16 protein-coding genes are annotated in these 19,345 nt (G+C 42.3%); 9 read left to right on the plus strand and 7 right to left on the minus strand.

Features of this window, described 5'->3' with window-relative positions:
• Positions 1 to 10: 10 nt before the first annotated feature.
• A complete protein-coding gene (locus ACOSV2_RS11590) occupies positions 11 to 316 on the minus strand; it encodes an AbrB/MazE/SpoVT family DNA-binding domain-containing protein (protein WP_428975210.1) in 306 nt (101 codons plus the stop codon).
• 182 nt (positions 317 to 498) lie between these two features.
• On the opposite strand from ACOSV2_RS11590, the gene ACOSV2_RS11595 reads away from it, so the two are divergent.
• The 3 genes from ACOSV2_RS11595 to ACOSV2_RS11605 are packed head-to-tail and all read left to right on the plus strand — an operon-like array spanning position 499 to position 4,215.
• Entirely contained in the window at positions 499 to 1,659 is a 1,161-nt protein-coding gene (locus ACOSV2_RS11595) for a cation:proton antiporter (protein ID WP_428975211.1), read from the plus strand.
• 60 nt (positions 1,660 to 1,719) lie between these two features.
• The gene (locus tag ACOSV2_RS11600) at positions 1,720 to 3,066 is read left to right on the plus strand and encodes an ATP-binding protein (protein WP_428975212.1); all 1,347 of its coding nucleotides are present in this window, start codon (positions 1,720 to 1,722) and stop codon (positions 3,064 to 3,066) included.
• A gap of 15 nt (positions 3,067 to 3,081) precedes the next feature.
• Positions 3,082 to 4,215: a DEAD/DEAH box helicase gene (locus ACOSV2_RS11605; RefSeq protein ID WP_428975213.1), complete on the plus strand. Its 1,134-nt coding sequence runs from the start codon at positions 3,082 to 3,084 to the stop codon at positions 4,213 to 4,215.
• A gap of 94 nt (positions 4,216 to 4,309) precedes the next feature.
• On the opposite strand, the gene ACOSV2_RS11610 is transcribed toward ACOSV2_RS11605, so the two are convergent.
• A complete protein-coding gene (locus ACOSV2_RS11610) occupies positions 4,310 to 5,926 on the minus strand; it encodes an amidohydrolase (protein WP_428975214.1) in 1,617 nt (538 codons plus the stop codon).
• 175 nt (positions 5,927 to 6,101) lie between these two features.
• Here ACOSV2_RS11610 and ACOSV2_RS11615 point away from each other — a divergent pair, with 175 nt between their 5' ends.
• Positions 6,102 to 6,647 (plus strand): GNAT family N-acetyltransferase, encoded by a 546-nt coding sequence (locus tag ACOSV2_RS11615; RefSeq protein WP_428975215.1) that lies wholly within the window; start codon positions 6,102 to 6,104, stop codon positions 6,645 to 6,647.
• Between the two features lie 917 nt (positions 6,648 to 7,564).
• Here ACOSV2_RS11615 and ACOSV2_RS11620 read toward each other — a convergent pair.
• Positions 7,565 to 7,798, minus strand: coding sequence for a hypothetical protein (locus tag ACOSV2_RS11620; protein WP_148967314.1), 234 nt, complete (start codon positions 7,796 to 7,798; stop codon positions 7,565 to 7,567).
• A gap of 258 nt (positions 7,799 to 8,056) precedes the next feature.
• Between ACOSV2_RS11620 and ACOSV2_RS11625 the strand changes: the two genes are divergently transcribed.
• Complete coding sequence (locus tag ACOSV2_RS11625; protein ID WP_428975216.1) at positions 8,057 to 10,309, plus strand: UvrD-helicase domain-containing protein; 2,253 nt, start codon at positions 8,057 to 8,059, stop codon at positions 10,307 to 10,309.
• Positions 10,310 to 10,414: 105 nt separating this feature from the next.
• Here ACOSV2_RS11625 and ACOSV2_RS11630 read toward each other — a convergent pair whose 3' ends face one another.
• On the minus strand, positions 10,415 to 10,555 hold the full coding sequence (locus tag ACOSV2_RS11630; protein ID WP_187443189.1) for a hypothetical protein: 141 nt from the start codon (positions 10,553 to 10,555) through the stop codon (positions 10,415 to 10,417).
• 263 nt (positions 10,556 to 10,818) lie between these two features.
• On the opposite strand from ACOSV2_RS11630, the gene ACOSV2_RS11635 reads away from it, so the two are divergent.
• Positions 10,819 to 10,911 (plus strand): putative holin-like toxin, encoded by a 93-nt coding sequence (locus ACOSV2_RS11635; protein WP_220154057.1) that lies wholly within the window; start codon positions 10,819 to 10,821, stop codon positions 10,909 to 10,911.
• Positions 10,912 to 11,085: 174 nt separating this feature from the next.
• Here the strand turns inward: ACOSV2_RS11635 and kynB are convergent, their stop codons facing one another.
• Both kynB and kynU read right to left on the minus strand, forming a co-directional pair.
• Entirely contained in the window at positions 11,086 to 11,709 is a 624-nt protein-coding gene (gene kynB, locus ACOSV2_RS11640; protein ID WP_428975217.1) for an arylformamidase, read from the minus strand.
• Between the two features lie 25 nt (positions 11,710 to 11,734).
• Positions 11,735 to 13,018: a kynureninase gene (gene kynU, locus ACOSV2_RS11645; protein ID WP_428975218.1), complete on the minus strand. Its 1,284-nt coding sequence runs from the start codon at positions 13,016 to 13,018 to the stop codon at positions 11,735 to 11,737.
• A 730-nt stretch (positions 13,019 to 13,748) separates the two neighbouring features.
• On the opposite strand from kynU, the gene ACOSV2_RS11650 reads away from it, so the two are divergent.
• From ACOSV2_RS11650 to ACOSV2_RS11660, 3 genes are all read left to right on the plus strand, one after another.
• A complete protein-coding gene (locus ACOSV2_RS11650) occupies positions 13,749 to 15,128 on the plus strand; it encodes a sigma-54 interaction domain-containing protein (RefSeq protein ID WP_428975219.1) in 1,380 nt (459 codons plus the stop codon).
• Positions 15,129 to 15,258: 130 nt separating this feature from the next.
• A complete protein-coding gene (locus tag ACOSV2_RS11655; RefSeq protein WP_428975220.1) occupies positions 15,259 to 16,644 on the plus strand; it encodes a YjiH family protein in 1,386 nt (461 codons plus the stop codon).
• A 176-nt stretch (positions 16,645 to 16,820) separates the two neighbouring features.
• Entirely contained in the window at positions 16,821 to 18,143 is a 1,323-nt protein-coding gene (locus ACOSV2_RS11660; RefSeq protein WP_428975221.1) for an aspartate aminotransferase family protein, read from the plus strand.
• Positions 18,144 to 18,194: 51 nt separating this feature from the next.
• Here the strand turns inward: ACOSV2_RS11660 and ACOSV2_RS11665 are convergent, their stop codons facing one another.
• Entirely contained in the window at positions 18,195 to 19,046 is an 852-nt protein-coding gene (locus tag ACOSV2_RS11665) for a MurR/RpiR family transcriptional regulator (protein WP_428975222.1), read from the minus strand.
• Positions 19,047 to 19,345: the final 299 nt, after the last annotated feature.

Here is a 19,345-nt window from a genome sequence, read left to right on the forward strand (position 1 = left end):
GTTCGTATGGTTATTTTTCTCTTGAAATCATAAAACAATTATCCGTTTCATTTACGATCAGGTAGTAGGGTGATTGATGGGCCATGCCCATTTCTTCGCGGAGTTCTTTTGGGATGTGGACGGTTCCTTTTTCAGAGACGTAGCGCTTGTTATGAGTAGAGTCTTTGACCGCTCGCTTAATATAGATACAGTTGTTTTGGTAGACGAGTTCTGCAAGTCTTCCTGGAACCAGTCCAAACTGTTCTCGCCATCTGTGTGGGAGGGTAATCGTACCGCTTTTACTAAATGTTTTGCTACCATATATCGTGCTCAACATGTAGCATCACCTGCCTTCACTATCATTGCTTCTCTTTTTTCCTCTTACATGAAAAATAAACACAATTTTGAAAAAATAGGAAGAAGGTTGGGGTGTGTTTAATGGGAGGGGGATCAGTGGAATAAAAAGGTATAACCCCTAGTTTGGAGGTGTGAATCATCGATCCAATTCAAATTCTGTTTTTGCTTGTAATCGGCTACAGTGTTTTTACCATTGATAAAAAGAAAAAGAATGTTCCTGTTCCTGTAGTTTTACTTTTGATTGGAATAGGGCTGTCGTACGCACCTGCTTTTTCTGACGTCAACTTAACGAAAGAAATCATCTTTGAATGGTTTCTGCCATCCTTATTATTTATTTCCGCCTATCAATTTTCAACCAAAGCCTTAAAAAAGCATGTTGGAATCATCTCTATCCTAAGTACAGTGGGAATTATCATTACGACCCTTCTGATGAGCCTGCTCTTTTATTACGGTTTGCATCCGTGGCTTTCCATTTCGTTTATAGAAGCTCTATTAATCGCGACGATCCTGACACCTACGGATCCTGTGTCCGTGGTGTCTATACTAAAGGAATCTTCCGGTCACCAGGACATTGCAGATGTTGTAGAAGGTGAGTCCATGATCAATGATGGGACAAGCATCGTGCTCTTTACGGTTGTGGCAGGAGTCTACTTTGGGGAAGGAACCATTTCAGTGCCTTCTTTTCTATTGGAATTTCTGCTGGTTTCCTTAGGAGGAATCGCGATTGGTGTGTCACTCGGCTGGCTCGCGAGTAAAGCGATCCACTTCACAACAGATTCCAGCTATCAGATCATGCTTAGCATCATTCTTGCTTATGGAACCTTTTACATAGGGGAAGCGCTTGGTGTTTCAGGCGTACTCGCCACTGTATTCTCAGGGATCATGCTCTCGTATGAATACGGAAGAACGATTAAGGAACATCATTTTAGAAAGGATCTGGATGGTTTCTGGACCGTCATGGAACCGACCATTCTGACCTTTTTATTCCTATTAATCGGGATTCAGGCGACACAGTATTTGTCTTTCTCATTAATCGGGTGGATCTTCCTCCTATTTATTCTCTCCTTGGTGGTTCGCTATGTTATTATTATTGGTGTTGTCAAAATGAAAAAAACTTGGAGAAAAACATACGGATGGAAGGAAGTATTCATATTAACTTGGTCCGGTATTAAAGGAACTATGTCTGTTGCTTTATTACTGAGTATAGGTGGACAAGGACCTCAGCTGCTCCATTCCTTGACATTTGGTGTCATCCTGCTTTCTCTCATCATACAAAGCATAGGAATTTACCCTTTGACGACTTTCTTTTTGAAAGGAAAATAAGTCTTCAAAGAATTTATGATAAATTGGTAAGAACTGAGAAACCATAGGAGAAAGACTATTTTGAATTTAGGTGAACCATCAACGATGAAACAAGCAAAAGACATTGCCTTAAGAATCTCCGTCACCTATGTATTATTAGGCATCCTGTGGATTATACTATCCGACTATTTTTCCATGATCCTCGCTCATGAAAAGCTTAGCATGTATATCTATTTTCAGCGCTATAAAGGCTGGTTATTTACACTTGTAACAGGTGTGGTCATTTTTTTATTGGTGTTTCGGAGAACCAGTGAATTAATAATCTCGAATGAAAAGTTGAAGAAAAAAGAGAGACAGCTTCAAATAAGGAATCAGCATTATCATTCTTTATTTGAACAAAATTCGGATGCAGTCTTAGAGCTTAGCCTGGAGGGCAAGGTGGTATCTGTGAACTCTGAAGCTGAAGGATTGCTGGAATCAACTCATGAAGAGTTGAAAGAAGTGAAATTCAGCGAATTTTTGGATGAAGTCGAGATGAAAAGAGTAACGGAGTACTTCTTCCAAACCTTCAAAGGCTGGGCGTCAACCTTTGAAACGACCATTCATTTAGCCAATAACAACCGGAAAATATTGCGCTGTTCACTTGTACCGATTATTGTTAATCAAAAAGTGACGGGGATGTTTGCCATTGCCAGGGATATCACTCTTCATCGGGAAAATGAAGAAATGGTGATAGCATCGGAAAAGCTTTCTGTCATTGGCCAGCTGGCTGCGGCTGTTGCGCATGAAATCCGTAATCCCCTTACGTCCCTTAAAGGGTTCATCCAGCTTATGCAAATCAGTAATCGAATCAACCATGATCATTTGGATATCATGCTCTCTGAAGTCGATCGGATTGACTTGATCTCAGGGGAGATGCTGATACTGGGTAAACAGCAGGAGTTCGACCTTCGTCGTGAAAAACTGGATGATATTCTGAAACAAGTACTGGTGCTGATGGAACCACAGGCTCATTTTGATAATGTATCCATTCAATATAAAAACCTGGCGGAAAAGCCTTTGTACGTTTTGGGTGAAGGAAATCAGCTCAAACAGGTGTTCATTAATATTATTAAAAATGCAGTTGAATCCATACCTGATAACAAGGATGGAAATGTTTCCATTACATTGGTCACTAGAGGCGACGACGTCCATGTTATCGTTGAGGATAACGGTGTAGGCATGGAGCCGGAGAGAATCAGCCACCTTGGAGAGCCATTCTATTCAACGAAAGAAAAAGGAACGGGCCTGGGACTGGCCGTCTGTCAAAAGATCATTGAACGACATAAAGGACATATACACTTTCAAAGTGAAAAAGAAAAAGGAACCGCAGTGGAAATCAGCTTGCCGATCGTGGACGAAGAGATTCCTGCTGCCTCTGCCGATTAAGAAAGGACTAATAGCATGAACTCAATTTCAACTATTATCAATACCCCATCAATCCAAAAAAACTGGGATGAATCAGGATTCACTTCTTTAACTCCTGTACAGGAGCGTGTGGTACCTCTCATCATGGAAGGGAAAGATGTTGTTTGTGAATCTCCGACTGGAACAGGGAAGACGCTTGCGTATCTACTTCCAATCATCCAGTCCATTGATCCATCAAGAAAACAGGCTCAAGCTGTGATACTTGCTCCATCAAGGGAGCTTGTCATGCAAATCCACCAGGAAATCCAGAAGTGGGCGAAGGGAACCGACGTCACGAGTGCTGCCTTCATTGGAGGGGCAAACATTAAAAAGCAAGTCGAGAAGCTGAAGAAAAAGCCGCATATTGTAGTGGGAACAACGGGTCGCTTGATCGAACTGATGAAAATGAAGAAAATGAAGATGCATGAAGTGAAAACCATTGTCGTCGATGAGTTCGACTTAATGATTTCCTCAGAACATATCCGTGAAGTGAAGGATATCATCAAGTCAACTTTAAAAGAGCGTCAAGTTTTATTCTTCTCGGCCACTTTATCAGACGAAACCGAGCACGTAGCAGAATCCCTATTGCAAAACCATGAAATCGTGAAAATGGAAGCCAATCTCGATAACCCGAAAGTGGATCATGTGTATGTATACAGTGAGATGCGAGACAAAATGGAAGCTCTAAGAAGCATCTCCTACTTCAAAGGAATCAAGGCTCTTGTCTTTTTTAATCAATTGGAAAAGCTCTCTGAAATAGAAGAAAAGCTGAAGTATAAGGGAGTCGAACTGGAAGTGCTGGCAGGGGAATCAAACAAGATGGAGCGTAAGCAATCACTGGACCGCTTCCGTTCAGGAAAAGTGTCGATGCTTCTGACAACAGACGTCGCAGCACGCGGTCTGGATATCACAGATGTCACACACGTTGTCCATTACGACTTCCCAAGCGATACAAAACAATATATTCATCGCTCAGGAAGAACCGGACGCATGGGAGCAGAAGGAACCGTCATCTGCCTCGTATCCAAACGCGAACTGAGCTTCCTCGAGAAACTGAGCAAAGAACTCAATCTCCCATTCCAAGAAAAAACCATTCGCGGTGGGGGACTTCAAGCGCCAGAACAAAAATAAGATGAATAATTAGAGGTCCGTCCCCAGGTTTTGAGGGACGGACCTCTGTTTTTTGACTGGATGTGGTGACGTCTACCCATCCCTAATTATAACCCTATCTCCCATACACGACGTTACCATCCATCATTGTCATCCATACACTGGTCTCCAGCATTTCCTCTGCTTCCACTTCAAACAAGTTCCGATCCAAGACGACTAAATCAGCTTTCTTTCCAACTTCGATCGTTCCTAAATCATGCTCTCTGAAGTTACCGTAAGCAGGGGATTTCGTGTAATGCATCAGAGCATGTGCCATAGAAATTTTCTCGTAAGGATTCCATCCTTCATGTGGAGTACCGTCTTCATGTTTACGTGTAACCGCCCGGTAAAGACCAAGCATGGGATTCAGCTCCACAATCGGAAAGTCCGTACCGAACGCGATACTGGCGTTATGATTCTGCAAGGACCCGATCGGCCAAGTGAATCGAGACCTCCCAGGACCCAGCCTGTCTAAATAGGCATGGGTATCCATGGACCCTGAAGTCAGGTGTTCAGGCTGAATGGATGCAATGACGCCTAACTTCTCAAACCGATGGAAGTCACTTGGGTCGCAAACTTCAATATGCTCGATTGTATGGCGGGAATCCCGCATGCCATTCACACTCCGGGCGTGCTCATACAAATCCAGGCCCAACCGGACCGCCGCGTCTCCACATGCGTGTAGGCGGATCCTGAAACCTTCCCGGTCAGCCTCATCAATCCATTTTTGGTACACATGAGAATCATAGATGGTGCCGCCTGTTTCAGAAGGACGGTCAAAGTACGGCTGAAGTAAAAAGCCGGTATAGGTGAGGGGGACACCATCCAGGAACTGCTTCAAGCCGGAAAATTGAAGCTTATCGGATTGATACTTTTCCTTGAATTGAATACCACGCTCAAGGTTTCCGTCCAAAACATCCAAAAAATGAATTCTCGTCGTCAGCTCTCCTTTTTCCTCAAAGGTCCTATAAAAAGCCGGATCCCCTAAAGTATATCCGGGAAGAGGAAGCATATCAGAAACAGAGGTGATGCCGTAGGATGATGTCTTTGCCAACATCCCGTTCATCAGCCTGGTTTTCACTTTTTCATCAAACGAAAAAGCTTCGATTACATACTGAACAGCCGTCTCATACAAAAAGCCGGTCGGCTCCCCATGCTCGTCTTTTTCAATCTTTCCAAAAGGAGGTTCGGGTGTATCACGGTGAATCCCTAATTTCTGAAGGGCAGCTGTATTCAGCCAAGCGCTATGAGCTTCTTCATTCAGGAGCACAACAGGACGGTGGGGAATGTACTGATCCAGAGAGTGACGGGAGGGAAGGGCCTGACCAGGCCAACGCACGTGATGCCAGCCGAATCCAAGTACCCATTCATCATTCGGGTGGTCCATTGCATACTGCGCAACCATTTTCGCTGTTGCTTCTTCTGAATAACCGAATGTCAGCTGACAGTACCCCTCAAACATTGCCCCTAAAAACAAATGAAGATGGAAGTCATGAAACCCTGCCGTTACCAGGCGGTTTCCGACATCCCAAGTTTCTGTCGAAGGTCCAATATAGCTTACCATCTCTGAACGGGGACCTACTCCAATAATACGGTCATCCCGAACGGCCACAAACCCATCAAAAGGGGATAAAGCATTTCCGGTAAATATGGCATTACTTACAATCATTTTATGAGCTTTATGATCCAACATCTTTTCTCCAATCCTTTTCATCCTATTAAATCGATTGTAACCAGAATAAGGAAAGAATACAAACAAACGCTTCTCATCACGAGTATAAGATTTTATGAGAAATTCAATTTTCAAGAAGGCATTAAAAAAACAATGTTGAATAGTAAAAGAGAACAAGAAGTAAAGGAGAATGACTATGCTGACAAGAACCTTTCCGGTGCTTGAAACTGAAAGATTCCGCTTAAGAAAGATGGAAGAAGGAGATGCTCCCCGAGTATTTGACTATTTTTCAAAAGATGAAGTTACTCGATATTATGATTTAGAATCATTTCAAGAAGAAAAACAAGCCATTGAAATCATCAACAGATGGAATGGGAAATTTCAAGAAAACGAAGGGATCAGGTGGGGGATTGCTTTAAAAGATACAGACGAAATCATAGGAAGCTGCGGTTTTCATCAGTGGGAAAAAGAACACTTTAAAGCCGAGGTGGGATTTGAGGTCCATCCAGACTATTGGAGACAAGGGGTCATGTCCGAAGTGTTAAGACCTACCTTGAAGTACGGGTTTGAAGAAATGTCCCTTAATCGAATAGAAGCCTTTTATGATCCGGAGAACACGGCTTCAAAGAAATGTCTTGAAAAAGCAGGATTCATGTTCGAAGGAGTATTGAGAAAAGCGGCATTTGAAAAGGGTATCTTTTGCGATGCAGCTGTTTGTTCCCTGTTAAAAGAAGAGTTTTAAACAAAATTTAAGACGCTGCTTATGCCTATATCACATAAACAGCGCCTTAACTTAAGTAAACCTTATTCAATTAACTTTACTATCCTTTCTTACTAATACACATACTTAACATTCATTTCAATTAATGGTCTTGCATGTAATATTTAGTTTATTTTCATTTGCCGCTGATTTTCCCACACGCCCACATGTTACGAAGATAGTTTTCACGGGCTACCTTCTTGCGTACCATGATGTTAGCATGCTTCGCTTACACTCTTCATTGGAATCATCTCCTGAAATAAGATTGCGCATTCCCGCATATCCACACATCTTGAAATCAGTTTTCACGGGCCGATCTCAAAAGCGAGATGTGATGCTGACATGCTTTGCTAGCTTACTTCATTGGAATCACGCCTTCCTTTAAAGTTTTGTGTTTGTAAATCTTTTATTAATTATATATTAACAAATTCTAAAATTAATGCAAATGTTCAGAATAATCAATATAATGCGATTTGGGCTGTTTTTTACGATGAAATAGTGGGTTATCTTACTTTATCTCAATCTTTCTTGTTTTTTTAAATTTCTTAGGAAAAGTAAGTAGTAGCTTCAAAATGAGTGGTTTCAATAAAACAAGGACCGTTCCTTTCCGCTGCAGGTGCTCGCTTTCCGCGGGGCGGGCGGTGAGCCTCCTCAGCTTCGCTTCCGGGGTCTCACCTGTCCCGCTTTTCCCGCAGGAGTCGAGCACCTTCCGCTCCAATCCACTCTGTGCTTCTTCATTGTTTATCACTTATAAGAATAAGGAGTAGATAGATCAAACACTAAAAATCATTTAACAAAAGGATTGAACGTCACTTCAAAAGCAGGCATTCTACATAGGAATAGCACGTTGTTCCTCTCTCATTAAAAATAAATTCATGAATTGGGCGAAAAAACTGTCATTAATCCAATCTTCTATTAAGATAGTACTTCTCCAAATCCAGCTCCCGGTTCACAAGCAGTTCCATTTCTTCGAGATGATGTGTTTCCACGACGGGATCGAGGTGGGACCAGTGAACTTTATTTACGAAGTAATAGTTTCTGATTTTCCTGAGGATGACAAGGGAGTGGGGGAAGTGATCGAATTCTGCTTTTATGCTGTTGAAGCGGGTAAAGCCCCATTTTGTTAGATTCATCATTTATCACCTAATGTTTTATTACCTTTTCTTTCAATATGTTAATCTTCGGGGAGCATATCCGATTTAAACAAACGTTTGATTAGTGCTTCAAAACATTTATTCTACTAGGGTTCAAGGGATTAAACAATCGTTTAACAGTATTTACATATCCAGTAGTCCGTCCCTATCATTCTGAGATTGTCATTGCTATTTTTGAAGGGCTCTTGTTATGATGAGAAGGTTATGAATCGTAAAGAAAAGCTAGGAGAATGAGCTTTGAATAAAGTTTTAACCAACTATTCTATTTATCCATATGAAGCGGAAAAGAAGGAAATCCCGGTAGCGCCACTCCATAAAGGGGAAACGACGAAACAACTGATATCCTCCCATGAAGAGGATTCTTTTTTCTTTCGGACGATGGAGGAAGCAGGCATTCACTTGAATGCTTCCCAGATAGAGGCTGTGCGCCATGTGAAGGGACCGTGCTTAACCCTGGCTGGTGCAGGGACTGGAAAGACGACGGTCCTCGTTTGCCGGGCAGGCTACTTGATGAGTGTGAAAAATATTCAGCCGAAAAATATTTTACTGGTGACATTTACTAAGAAAGCGGCGGAAGAAATGAAGCAGCGTATTTCAAGCCTGCCGGGGACGGAATCGGGGGGACAGGTTCATGCCAGCACGTTTCATGCCCTGTTTCTTTACTTATTGAGATCCCGCCACTACACACAAGAAGTGATCGGGAACGAGCGCTATAAACAAATCATCTTGAAGCAGATACAGAGAGAAATGAAGATATATGACCCTTATGATGCGGAGACGCTCCTCGCAAAACTCTCTCATTATAAGCTGAACCAAAAAGATATCAGGGATCTTCCACAGAAATCCAAGTCGGAAAAAGAAGTGCGTGACATTCTCTTAAAATATGAAGAATGGAAGCGAATGAATCATAAAATGGATTTCGATGATATTTTGACAGAAGCATATCAATTATTACTTTCGAACCCCAACCTCTTGACCTCTCTTCAGCACCGTTTCCAGTACGTGATGGTAGATGAGTTCCAGGATACGAATCTTGTACAATATGAGCTTATGAAGCTCATTGCGGCTCATCGGAACTTGTTCGTAGTAGGGGATGATGACCAAACGATCTACACCTTTAACGGCGCCAGAAACGAATTTATTTTGGATTTTGATGAAGAGTTCCCGGATGCAAGGGTTGTAACTTTGAAAGAGAACTACCGGTCTGATGCGTATATCATCGGGTTGGGTAATAAAGTGATCGGACAAAATGAACACCGTCGTGCTAAAGAGCTCATCGCCACTAAAGTGGAAGGGCAAAAGCCGCTTTATTCAAGGCCAGCGACTGCAGATGAAGAGGCCGTTTGGATCACAGGAGAAATCCACCGGTTAATAGAAGAAGGCTATACGTACGGGGATATGACGATTCTTCACCGCACGATGAGCAGCGGGCGGGCGGTCTTTGAGCAACTGCTATTAAAGGAAATTCCTTTTACGCCATATAATCAAAAGGATTCCCTCTTCTATGAAAACTGGACGGTGAAACCGGTGGTGGATTACTTGCGGCTATCGATGGTTCCAAGGAACTTTTCAGCCATGGAATCACTGCTGCCGACTCTTTTCATAAGAAGGGACCGGGGTATGGCTCATATTCTGGAGGAAGATCGTAAGGAGAGAAAGAAATATCCTCTTATCCATCTAACGACATTATCAGGATTAAAGCCGTTTCAGGTAAAGAATATAAAAGAACGGATGAAATTTCTAAAGTCGATCGGAGACCAGTCACCGGAAGCTGCAATCAAACGGATCAGGAAAGAGTTCTATCATCAGTACATTGATGCCCAGGAATCACATGTGGTAACAGAACAGAAGGAACTCATTAAAGAAATGCTGGACGAGCTTGAAGGATCGGCGAAGCGCTTTGATACGATTTCGAGCTTTATTACCTTCATTGATGAAATGAAAGCAAAGTATGAAGAAATCTATTCAAATCAAAGTCAAAAAAAGAATTCAAACAGCGTTTCATTAATGACGATTCACCGTTCCAAAGGCCTGGAGTTCCCCGTCGTGTTTTTGATCGGTGCGATTGAAGGAAACCTTCCCCACAGCTCAGCGCTGAATGCCAATAAGCTTGAAGATAAGGTATACAAAGATCCGAATCAGAAAGAAAAGGCTTTGGGTGCAGTAGAGGAAGAAAGACGGCTCGCGTATGTCGCCATCACGAGGGCAAAAGAGAAGTTATTTATTTCTTCTCCTGCCTATTATCAAGGTGAACAGCGGAAATGCTCCCGTTTTATTGCAGACTTATTTACGAACACTCCCCACACGGATCATCCGAAAACAAATAAAAAGCCGAGGAGTGGGAAGGTGAGTAAGATCTTGGCCTGGGTTTGCACAAACACCAAGTGCATAGCCTGGCAGAGACCGGAAACCCATGAAGATACAGATTCCAAGGTTTGTCCCCTATGCTCAAGTTCAATGAAACTGGGTGAAAAGGAAATCACTGAATAAAAAGAGCCCGGGCGTCCTGCAAGAGAGGATGCCCGGGCTTTTTGCTTTGATGATCGACCTCTCTGCAAGCATGGACAATTTCGCATCGGTCTTTAATACAAACCATCATTGAGAAAAATGATCATGATCATGAGAGTCAATCTTTTTCGAATCATTTGAATCCAATGCTTGTCTTAAGAAATAAATAAGAATACCCAAAATCATTCCCAACATCACGATTAAACCCAAAGTGATTGTGATTCCCATTGTGCCGCCTCCTTTTTAAAATTAGCTATGGTCCAATTTTCACCATTTTAAACATCTATATCGTTAGTCTATGAATGGGAGGAGGGAATATATGCGATTGAAAACAATTTATAGGCAGGGTTAATTCAGTAAAAAGGAACTATTTTCTAAATATGCTCATAATTATAGAACATACGTTCGTTTTTGTGTTAAAATGAATCTACGGTGTACATAGCTGGGTGGGCAAGAGGCAGCTCCCTAAAGATGGGAGGTGATGAGCAGGAATGATCGAAACCGCAGACGTACTACAATTGATGATTGCCTTTGGTACATTAACAGTAGCAATAATCGCAGTCACGCAACAAAAAAAGAAGTAACCCACCCACTATGACAACTGCAAGGGAAAGGTTACTTCGATCTTATTAAGGATAAAATTGCTCACGGCAATGTATACTGTCAGAGTTCTGGTGGCAGCCAGGACTCTGTATTTCATGAATGAACTTTTCTATTCTATTATACAAAATGAAGGGAAAACCTGTAAAGGAATCTTATCATGTCAGATCCATTAAAATTGCCCGGACGGGAGAGCCATCTCCTTCTTTAAGAGGGAGGGGAAGGGCCACCAATTCATATCGTCCAGGCTCTACATGGTCAAGGAAAATCCCTTCCAATATTCCGATGTCATGTTCCCGTAATGAATGGTGAGCATACAACTCTTTACTATCCAATGGATCCACTGAAGGAAGATCCACTCCAATCAGGTCCACGCCTTTTTCCTTCAAAAAAGGTGCGAGATCTTTCGCAATGGGTGGAATGCGTTCGGGAAACTCCTCAGGATTCTTCCAGGCATTCGTCTTGAAAAGTACCTTCTTAACTCCTGACAAGTCGACCTCTTCCAATCGTTCACTGCTTATTTCTGCAGCATTCTCCACCGATACAACGATTGCCGGTCCCACAAACCTCTCTAATGGCAGGTCCAATATTCTCTTTCCCTCATTGTCAAAGTGGAAGGGGGCGTCGACGTGTGTTCCAGTATGAGAACTCATGGTGAGCTGACCGACATTCACGGATTCCGTTTCCTCCTTGGTCCAATTCAATGAGAAAGAAAAGGGAGTGTCCCCCGGCCAAACGGGAGTATCATTGTGCAACGGGCGGGAAATATCAATGATCTTCAAACAGTCTCATCCTTTCTAAAAGAAGTCACGCTACAACATTCCGCGTATTTTCAAACTTCTTATATTCTTCCTTGTCCATGATGGTTTTCAAGATTTGGATGGTCTCCCACACATCTTCATAGGAAGAATAGAGAGCGACTGGAGCCAGTCGAATCACATTTGGTGAACGGAAGTCAGGTGTGACTTTGTTCACTTTCAAGGCTTTACAAATTCTTGCTGCCTCTTCATGCTTTAAGCTAATGTGCCCGCCTCTCCGATCATCTTCAAGTGGGTTACAGATTGTAAACCCGTACTGTGAAAGTTCTTGTTGAAATAGATCCATCATAAAGCGTGTTAGAGAAAGGGATTTATTTCTCAGATTCTCAATGCCGGCTTCTTCAAATAACTCCAGCGAGCCGAGTAGAGGAGCACTGCTTAATATATGCGGGGTCCCAATTTGGAAGGCACCTGCAGAATCTGCATGGGTCAAGGTATGATCCATATCAAACTGCTTATCCTTGCGGGAGCTGAACCATCCTGAAAGGCCAGGTTTTTTCCCTTTATGCCTGTTATGAACAAATAATCCACCTACACCACCCGGGCCGCTATTTAAATATTTGTAATTGCACCAAACAGCAAAGTCTACTCCGTCATCATGTAATTGATGAGGAAGAGCTCCAATCGAATGGGCCAGATCGAATCCAATCACAATGCCACGTTTATGGGCTTCCCTCGTCAATCGATTCATATCCAGGAGCTGTCCGCTTCGATAGAGAACGGAGGGTAATAGAATCAGAGCAATCTCATCCGTCATCTCCCTGATGATGTCCTCTTCTCTTATTGTGTATCCGTCACTGCTTTTTACCTGAATCAGATGTTCATCAGGGGTGAAGCCTTTTAACTCCAGCTGACTTTGGATCGCGTAAATATCCGAAGGAAAAGTCAATTCATCCGCTAAGATTTTGGTGCGTTTTCCTTGGGGCTGATAGAAAGTGGAGAGTAACTGATGAAGGTTCGTCGTAATGGAACCCGTCACAATCACTTCCTCCTTTTCTGCCCCAACTAAAGGGGCCGTCATTTCACCAAGCTTCTCAGAATAATAGAACCAGGGCTCCTGCCCATCCATCCAGCCATCGATTCCATGTTCTTTCCAATCTTCCAAAGACGTAAGCAACGACTTCTCCGCCCGTTCAGATAATAAGCCTAAGGAGTTCCCATCCATATAATAGTGACCTTTCTTTATGTAAAATTCATTCCGGAAATGAGCCAATGAGTCCTGCCTGTCCAATTCCTGAGCATGTTCCAACGTCAACTTCTCTCCATCTGTCATCCCTATCCCACCTTAAACAGTCTTACCAAAATGATAATCCAAATGGTTTGAATAGTAAAACAATTATTAGGTCTGTCAAAGTATAATGGTTTTTTGTAGTTATTATTCAACAATATTTGTGGTTTACGTCATTAAAATTGCTATTAGTCCTGTCAACCAGAGTGTGCTAGATGGTGAGGGGAACTGCTCCGCTTTCCGCGGACGTACGGCCGAGCCTCCTCAGCTTCGCTTCCGGGGTCTCGGCACGCCCGTTCTTCCGCAGGAGTCTGCGCAGTTCCCCTCACCATCTATAAGAGTTTCTAATGACAGAATTTAAAAGTGGAGAAAAAACAACCTTAAGAAAATTGAATTACTAGTAATTAATAAAAAAGAAATAGAGAAGTGATTTCCTCAAATATTTTGGTTTTATTTAGCTATAATGAAAACTCATGCTTAAAAGTTGATTGGAGCGGAAGGTGCTCGACTCCTGCGGGAGAAGCGGGAAGCCGAGGAGGCTCACCGCCCGCCCCGCGGAAAGCGAGCACCTGCAGCGGAAATCAACTACTGCTATCTTGAATAGAAGTAATTAGCCTCCTACAAATGAGTTGAGTAAAAATATTTATTTTTGAATAATTTATTCAAAAATGTATAAAAAGTCAAAAAACTTTGGTATAAATGAATTAATATAAAAAATATCAGGATAATTATTCATTTTTGAATAATTTCAAGACTTGCAAAGGGGATGCTGTCTGTGACTGTAGAGAAAAAAAGTTGGAATGAAAATGAAGCGATTCTTCATTCGCTGCAAGATGATATTTTAGTAACCAATACGGATGGGATTATCTTGAAGGTAAGTGACGCAACCGGTGACATATATAACGTGAACTCGGCAGAAATGGTAGGGAAATCTGTATATGATCTGGAAAAAGAAGGCGTTTTTTCTCCGATATTAACTCCGATTGTTTTAAAAGAAAAGAAAAAAATTACGTTGGTCCAGACGAGTAAAGAAGGCAAGAAACTGCTTGTTACAGGGATCCCGGTATTCAATGAAACCGGTGAACTAGTTAGAATCGTAAGCTATTCACATGATGTAACGGAATTATTGAATATGAAAAAGTATTTAACAGAAATGGAAGATGAGATGGAGAGGGTGAAAAGCGAGCTTGAAATCCTTAGAAGCCGTCATTATTATTCGGAAGGGATCATTGCCTCAAGTGATGAGATGAAAAAGGTGTTACAGGTTGCCCTGCAAGTAGCAGAAGTCGATGTAAACGTCCTACTGCTGGGGGAATCAGGTGTCGGTAAGTCCCATATTGCGAAATTCATACATAACAAAAGTCAACGAAAAGGCGGCCCGTTCATTGAGGTCAATTGCGGAGCGATACCAGACTCGTTATTTGAAGCAGAGTTTTTTGGTTATGAACCCGGGTCTTTTACGGGGGCGGACCGAAAAGGAAAGATTGGATTAGCAGAACTTGCTGAAGGCGGCACCCTATTTTTAGATGAAATAGGGGAACTATCTCTGTCAAACCAGGTCAAAATTCTAAAATTCATTCAGGAGAAACAATTTTATCGTGTAGGAGGTACGAAGCAAAGGAAGGTTGACTTCCGGGTTCTGGCAGCTACGAACAAGGATCTAGAGGTGGCTGTAGATGAGAAAGAATTCAGGAGGGATCTATTCTTCCGTTTGAACGTGGTTCCTATTACGATTCCTCCACTGAGAGAGCGAACATCAGACATTATCACGATGATCGATTACTTTGTAAATCATTTTTGTGAAAAATATCAGCGCCAAAGAGAGCTGGATGAAGGAGTTGTTCACCAGTTATTGATTCAAGATTGGAAAGGGAATGTCAGAGAGCTGATGAATTTAATTGAAAGGCTGATTGTGACATCTTCCAAGCCATTAATTGAAATGGAAAACCTGCCTGGTCCATACATAAAGCATAGTGCTGATATTTCAGGATTTGAGTACAATGGTCAATCATTAAAAGACATTCTTGAATCAGTCGAAGAACAAGTATTGAAGAATACGAGGGAGAAGCATAAGACTACAACCCAAATGGCTCAAAACCTGGGAATCAGTCAACCTTCAGTAGTCAGAAAACTTAAAAAATACAAAATAAAATAAAATATTGGCATGATACTTGCAAGTAGTAAGGTGAAAAGAACTGAAAGGTAGAAGGGGGGTTTTATTACGACGCATAAGTGGTTCTCGAATGATTAGGGGTTATGGATAAATTTTAAAGGGGTGTTTGACAATGGAAGTCGGAAAACAAAATGTTAGTCAATTAGAAACCCGGTCAGGCAAAACGTCAAGGGAAGCAATGAAGTTTATCATTCCGTCCTTATTAGGGGTATTGTTGTTCTTAGTGCCTGTAACATACCAAGGGAATATGACGATCGGGGTAGGGATCTTTGCTTCTTATTTTCAAGGGATGCTAGAAGGTGTACTGCCATTATTCATGACAGTCGTTTTTGGTTTATCAGCTCTTATAGCTATTTATACAAAAGTTTTTAAGCCTCAGTGGATTGTTAATCAATCATTTTTAAAAGGACTATTCGACGTAGGATACTTTTGGATCGCTGTTCGTGTCCTCGGTTCGATATTTGCGGTGATGACGGTAAATGGAAGTGGTCCCGAGTGGATTATTTCTGACTTTACGGGAGGAACCGTATTGTATTCGTTAGTTCCTGTCTTAGCCACTTGGTTTTTATTTGCAGGCTTATTGATGCCCCTGCTTTTAGATTTTGGATTGATGGATTTCTTCGGCACTCTGCTGCAGAAAATCATGAAGCCTCTTTTCCAATTACCGGGACGATCGTCTATCGATGCCCTTGCATCCTGGATGGGAAGTGGTACCGTCGGCGTATTGATTACAACGAAACAATTTGAAGAGGGCTACTACACAAAGCGGGAAGCAGCAGTCATTGCCACAAACTTTTCCGTTGCTTCGATCGCTTTCAGTCTTGTGATTGTCAGCTTCATCGGATTGGAATCAATGTTCGTTCAACTGTATGGGACAGTGGTTATTGCAGGGATAGCAGCTGCGGTCATATGTCCGCGCATCCCGCCTCTTTCCCGCAAAAAAGACACTTATTACGAGCCGGTTGGCATGCAAATTTCCGAAACCGTTCCTGATAATGTATCCCGTTTTCAATGGGGCTTTGAAAAAGCAGTAGAAAAAGCATCAGAAGTGAAAAGTGTCGGAGAGGTAACGAAAAAAGGATTCCAGAACGTTCTGGATATCTGGTTTGGTCTTATTCCTCTAGTAATGGCCCTTGGAACGATTGCTTTAGTGGTAGCAGAATATACTCCTGTATTTGACGTATTGGCTTATCCGATTGTTCCTCTATTGGAGTTATTACAAATTCCACAGGCTGCAGATGCGGCTCCTGCCATGATCGTTGGTTTCGCAGACATGTTTTTACCTGCTGTAGTAGGGAGCGGAATTGAGAGTGAATTAACAAGATTCGTCATTGCCGCCATGTCTTTGACTCAATTAATTTACATGTCTGAGATTGGTATTCTATTAATCAAATCCAAGATTCCGATCAGCTTTTTAGATTTATTCATCATTTTTATCCAACGTACGATTATCACGTTACCAATCGTCGCGTTATTGGCTCATTTCTTCTTTATGTAAGGCTACAGGATGCTCGCTTTCCGCGGGGCTGGCGGTGAGCCTCCTCGGCTGCGCCTCCGGGGTCTCACCTGTCCAGCTATTCCCGCAGGAGTCGAGCATCCTTCCGCTACAATCTCTGAGAAAAAGAGCGTTATGTAAAAACAAATTTGTCAGTCACATATATGGAGGTTACTAGAATGGAACAAACATTTGAACAGCTTATTCAAAATATGCCTAATCGTCTGGCACCCAGTATGGCAAAGGATCACCCGAACTTACCGGTAGTAAAAGAAGAGGGGTGCTATTACTACGGGTTGGACGGAAAGAAATATCTTGATTTCACCTCTGGAATTGCCGTAACGAATGTTGGACATCGCCATCCGAAAATTGTACAAGCGATTAAAGATGCAGCAGATGGGCTGATGCATGGCCCTTCAGGTGTAATCATGTATGAATCGATCCTTCGATTGGCTGATGAGCTGGCGGAGATCCTTCCAGGAGATTTAGATAGTTTCTTCTTTGCCAATAGTGGTACTGAAGCGATTGAGGGGGCAATCAAGCTTGCGAAATATGTAACGAAGCGCCCTTATGTCGTTTCTTTTACCGGCTGTTTTCACGGACGTTCTCTCGGTGCGTTAAGTGTCACGACTTCCAAGAGTAAGTATCGTAAGTTTATGCAGCCATCTGGCCTGACATATCAAGTTCCATATGCGAACGAACGAGAGTGTCCTGAGGGACTTGACTCAGTGGGGTATGTGGTTGAGAAGCTTGAAAAGGATTTCGAAACTCTCTTTAATCATCAGGTCACCCCTGAGGAGGTAGCATGTGTCATTTTGGAACCTGTCCTTGGTGAAGGTGGATACATCGTCCCTCCGAAAGCATGGCTCAAAAAAGTAAGGGAGATTTGTGATCGTCACAATATTTTACTGATCTTCGATGAAGTCCAAACAGGCTTTGGGCGTACGGGAAATTGGTTTGCCGCTCAAACCTTTGATGTAACACCGGATATCATGGCGATTGCCAAAGGGATTGCCTCGGGGCTTCCCCTGAGCGCGACGGTCGCATCCAATAAGCTCATGAAACAATGGCCTCTTGGGAGCCATGGGACGACGTTTGGAGGAAACCCGATTGCGTGTTCCGTTGGACTTGCGACATTAGAAGTCATGAAGGAAGAAAAACTTCTCGATAATACGAAAACGATGGGGGCTTATGCAGTATCAAGACTTGAACTCCTGAAGGAAAAACATAATGTAATCGGCAGCATACGATCAGTCGGACTGATGATTGGCATTGAAATCGTTCATCCTCAAACAGGAAAACCAAATCAGGAAGGCTTAATGGACATTCTTGATCGGGCCCTGGATAAAGGCGTGTTATTCTACTTGTGCGGCAATCATAGTGAAGTGATCCGTATGATTCCGCCACTTACTGTAACGAAAGAACAAATTGATGATGGATTGGCGATGTTGGATGAAGCTATAACGGAGTATGAAGAAGCGTTGATGAGCCATCTTGATTGAATTCCCATAGCATAAAAAAAGGTTGATCAGTTTCACACTGATCAACCTTTTTTATAGTCTTTTAACCGAAATAGCCTTCCTCATTTTCCGGAGTGCATCCTGACCTTCCACTTCTCTTCTCATCATCAGGTTTACGTACAGAGCATCAATTAACGTTAATTGCGCAATACGGGAAGAGAGGGCCTCGGAACGATAGTCGGTTTCTTCTGAGACAGTGAAAAGCGGTGTATCCACTCTTTGGCTCAAAGGTGATTTTGCAAAGTTGGTGATGCAAATCGTCTTTGCCCCGGTTTCTTTGACAATGTCAAGAACCTGGAGGATATCTTTCGTTGAACCGGAATGGGAAATGAATACAGCACAATCTTCACTCGTCATTTGGGAAGCGGTCATCAGCTGGATATGACTGTCGCTCGCAGCATGAACGCGCAGACCGGTTCGAATGAATTTATGATAGGCGTCAAGGGCAATGACGCCGGATCCGCCACTGCCGAAAAATTCGATTGAGCGTGCGCTGCTCATAATATCCACAGCTTTTAATAGTTTCTTTTCGTCAACGACCATTAAGGTGTCTTCGATGGTTTTGATGTTGGAACGGAATACTTTTGTGGCAATGGTTTGCGTTGTATCCCCTTCATCGATGCGCTCGTGGATATCCTTAAGTCCCGTCACAATTTCTGAAGCAAGGGCGATTTTCATCGCTTGGTATCCTTTAAAGCCGATTCGCTTACAAAAACGGAAGACAGTGGAGTCCGCGACTCCTAAATCTTCTGCCAAACCATTAATCGTTGAATGAATAATCTCGGTTGGATTTTCAAGTATATAGTCGGCAATTTTCTTCTCGGTCACGCTAAATTGAGGATAGTGTGAGCGTATACTGGCTAAACAATGCTGATGTTGACTCATAGACATCACTCCTGTAAGGGTTTTCATGCTTTTATTATACAAGAATAATAGAAAAATAAAAATAATTTCTGTAAACGGTTGCAAAAAGAAAAATATTTTTTATAATAGAGGTATACAGAAAATAATTTTCCTGATTATATTAAACTGTGAAATGAACTTCCTTTAACCTATTTCCGTTTAGTAGATCAAAGAGTAGAAGTTACATAGAGAAAATTGTAAACGTTTTACTTTCCCTGGCAGTCAGGATCAACCGTTATAAAAAAATCTGGCAGCCAAGCTGTCGTCAAAAAAGAAAGGTA

The sequence above is a fragment of the Rossellomorea sp. DUT-2 genome, from assembly GCF_052665285.1.

What these genes read in the sequence shown, in the direction of transcription:
- ACOSV2_RS11590 (WP_428975210.1), bottom strand. Translation starts at nt 316, where the DNA reads ATGTTGAGCACGATATATGGTAGCAAAACATTTAGTAAAAGCGGTACG.
- ACOSV2_RS11605 (WP_428975213.1), top strand. Translation starts at nt 3,082, where the DNA reads ATGAACTCAATTTCAACTATTATCAATACCCCATCAATCCAAAAAAAC.
- ACOSV2_RS11610 (WP_428975214.1), bottom strand. Translation starts at nt 5,926, where the DNA reads ATGTTGGATCATAAAGCTCATAAAATGATTGTAAGTAATGCCATATTT.
- ACOSV2_RS11615 (WP_428975215.1), top strand. Translation starts at nt 6,102, where the DNA reads ATGCTGACAAGAACCTTTCCGGTGCTTGAAACTGAAAGATTCCGCTTA.
- ACOSV2_RS11620 (WP_148967314.1), bottom strand. Translation starts at nt 7,798, where the DNA reads ATGAATCTAACAAAATGGGGCTTTACCCGCTTCAACAGCATAAAAGCA.
- ACOSV2_RS11630 (WP_187443189.1), bottom strand. Translation starts at nt 10,555, where the DNA reads ATGGGAATCACAATCACTTTGGGTTTAATCGTGATGTTGGGAATGATT.
- ACOSV2_RS11635 (WP_220154057.1), top strand. Translation starts at nt 10,819, where the DNA reads ATGATCGAAACCGCAGACGTACTACAATTGATGATTGCCTTTGGTACA.
- kynU (WP_428975218.1), bottom strand. Translation starts at nt 13,018, where the DNA reads ATGACAGATGGAGAGAAGTTGACGTTGGAACATGCTCAGGAATTGGAC.
- ACOSV2_RS11655 (WP_428975220.1), top strand. Translation starts at nt 15,259, where the DNA reads ATGGAAGTCGGAAAACAAAATGTTAGTCAATTAGAAACCCGGTCAGGC.
- ACOSV2_RS11660 (WP_428975221.1), top strand. Translation starts at nt 16,821, where the DNA reads ATGGAACAAACATTTGAACAGCTTATTCAAAATATGCCTAATCGTCTG.
- ACOSV2_RS11665 (WP_428975222.1), bottom strand. Translation starts at nt 19,046, where the DNA reads ATGAGTCAACATCAGCATTGTTTAGCCAGTATACGCTCACACTATCCT.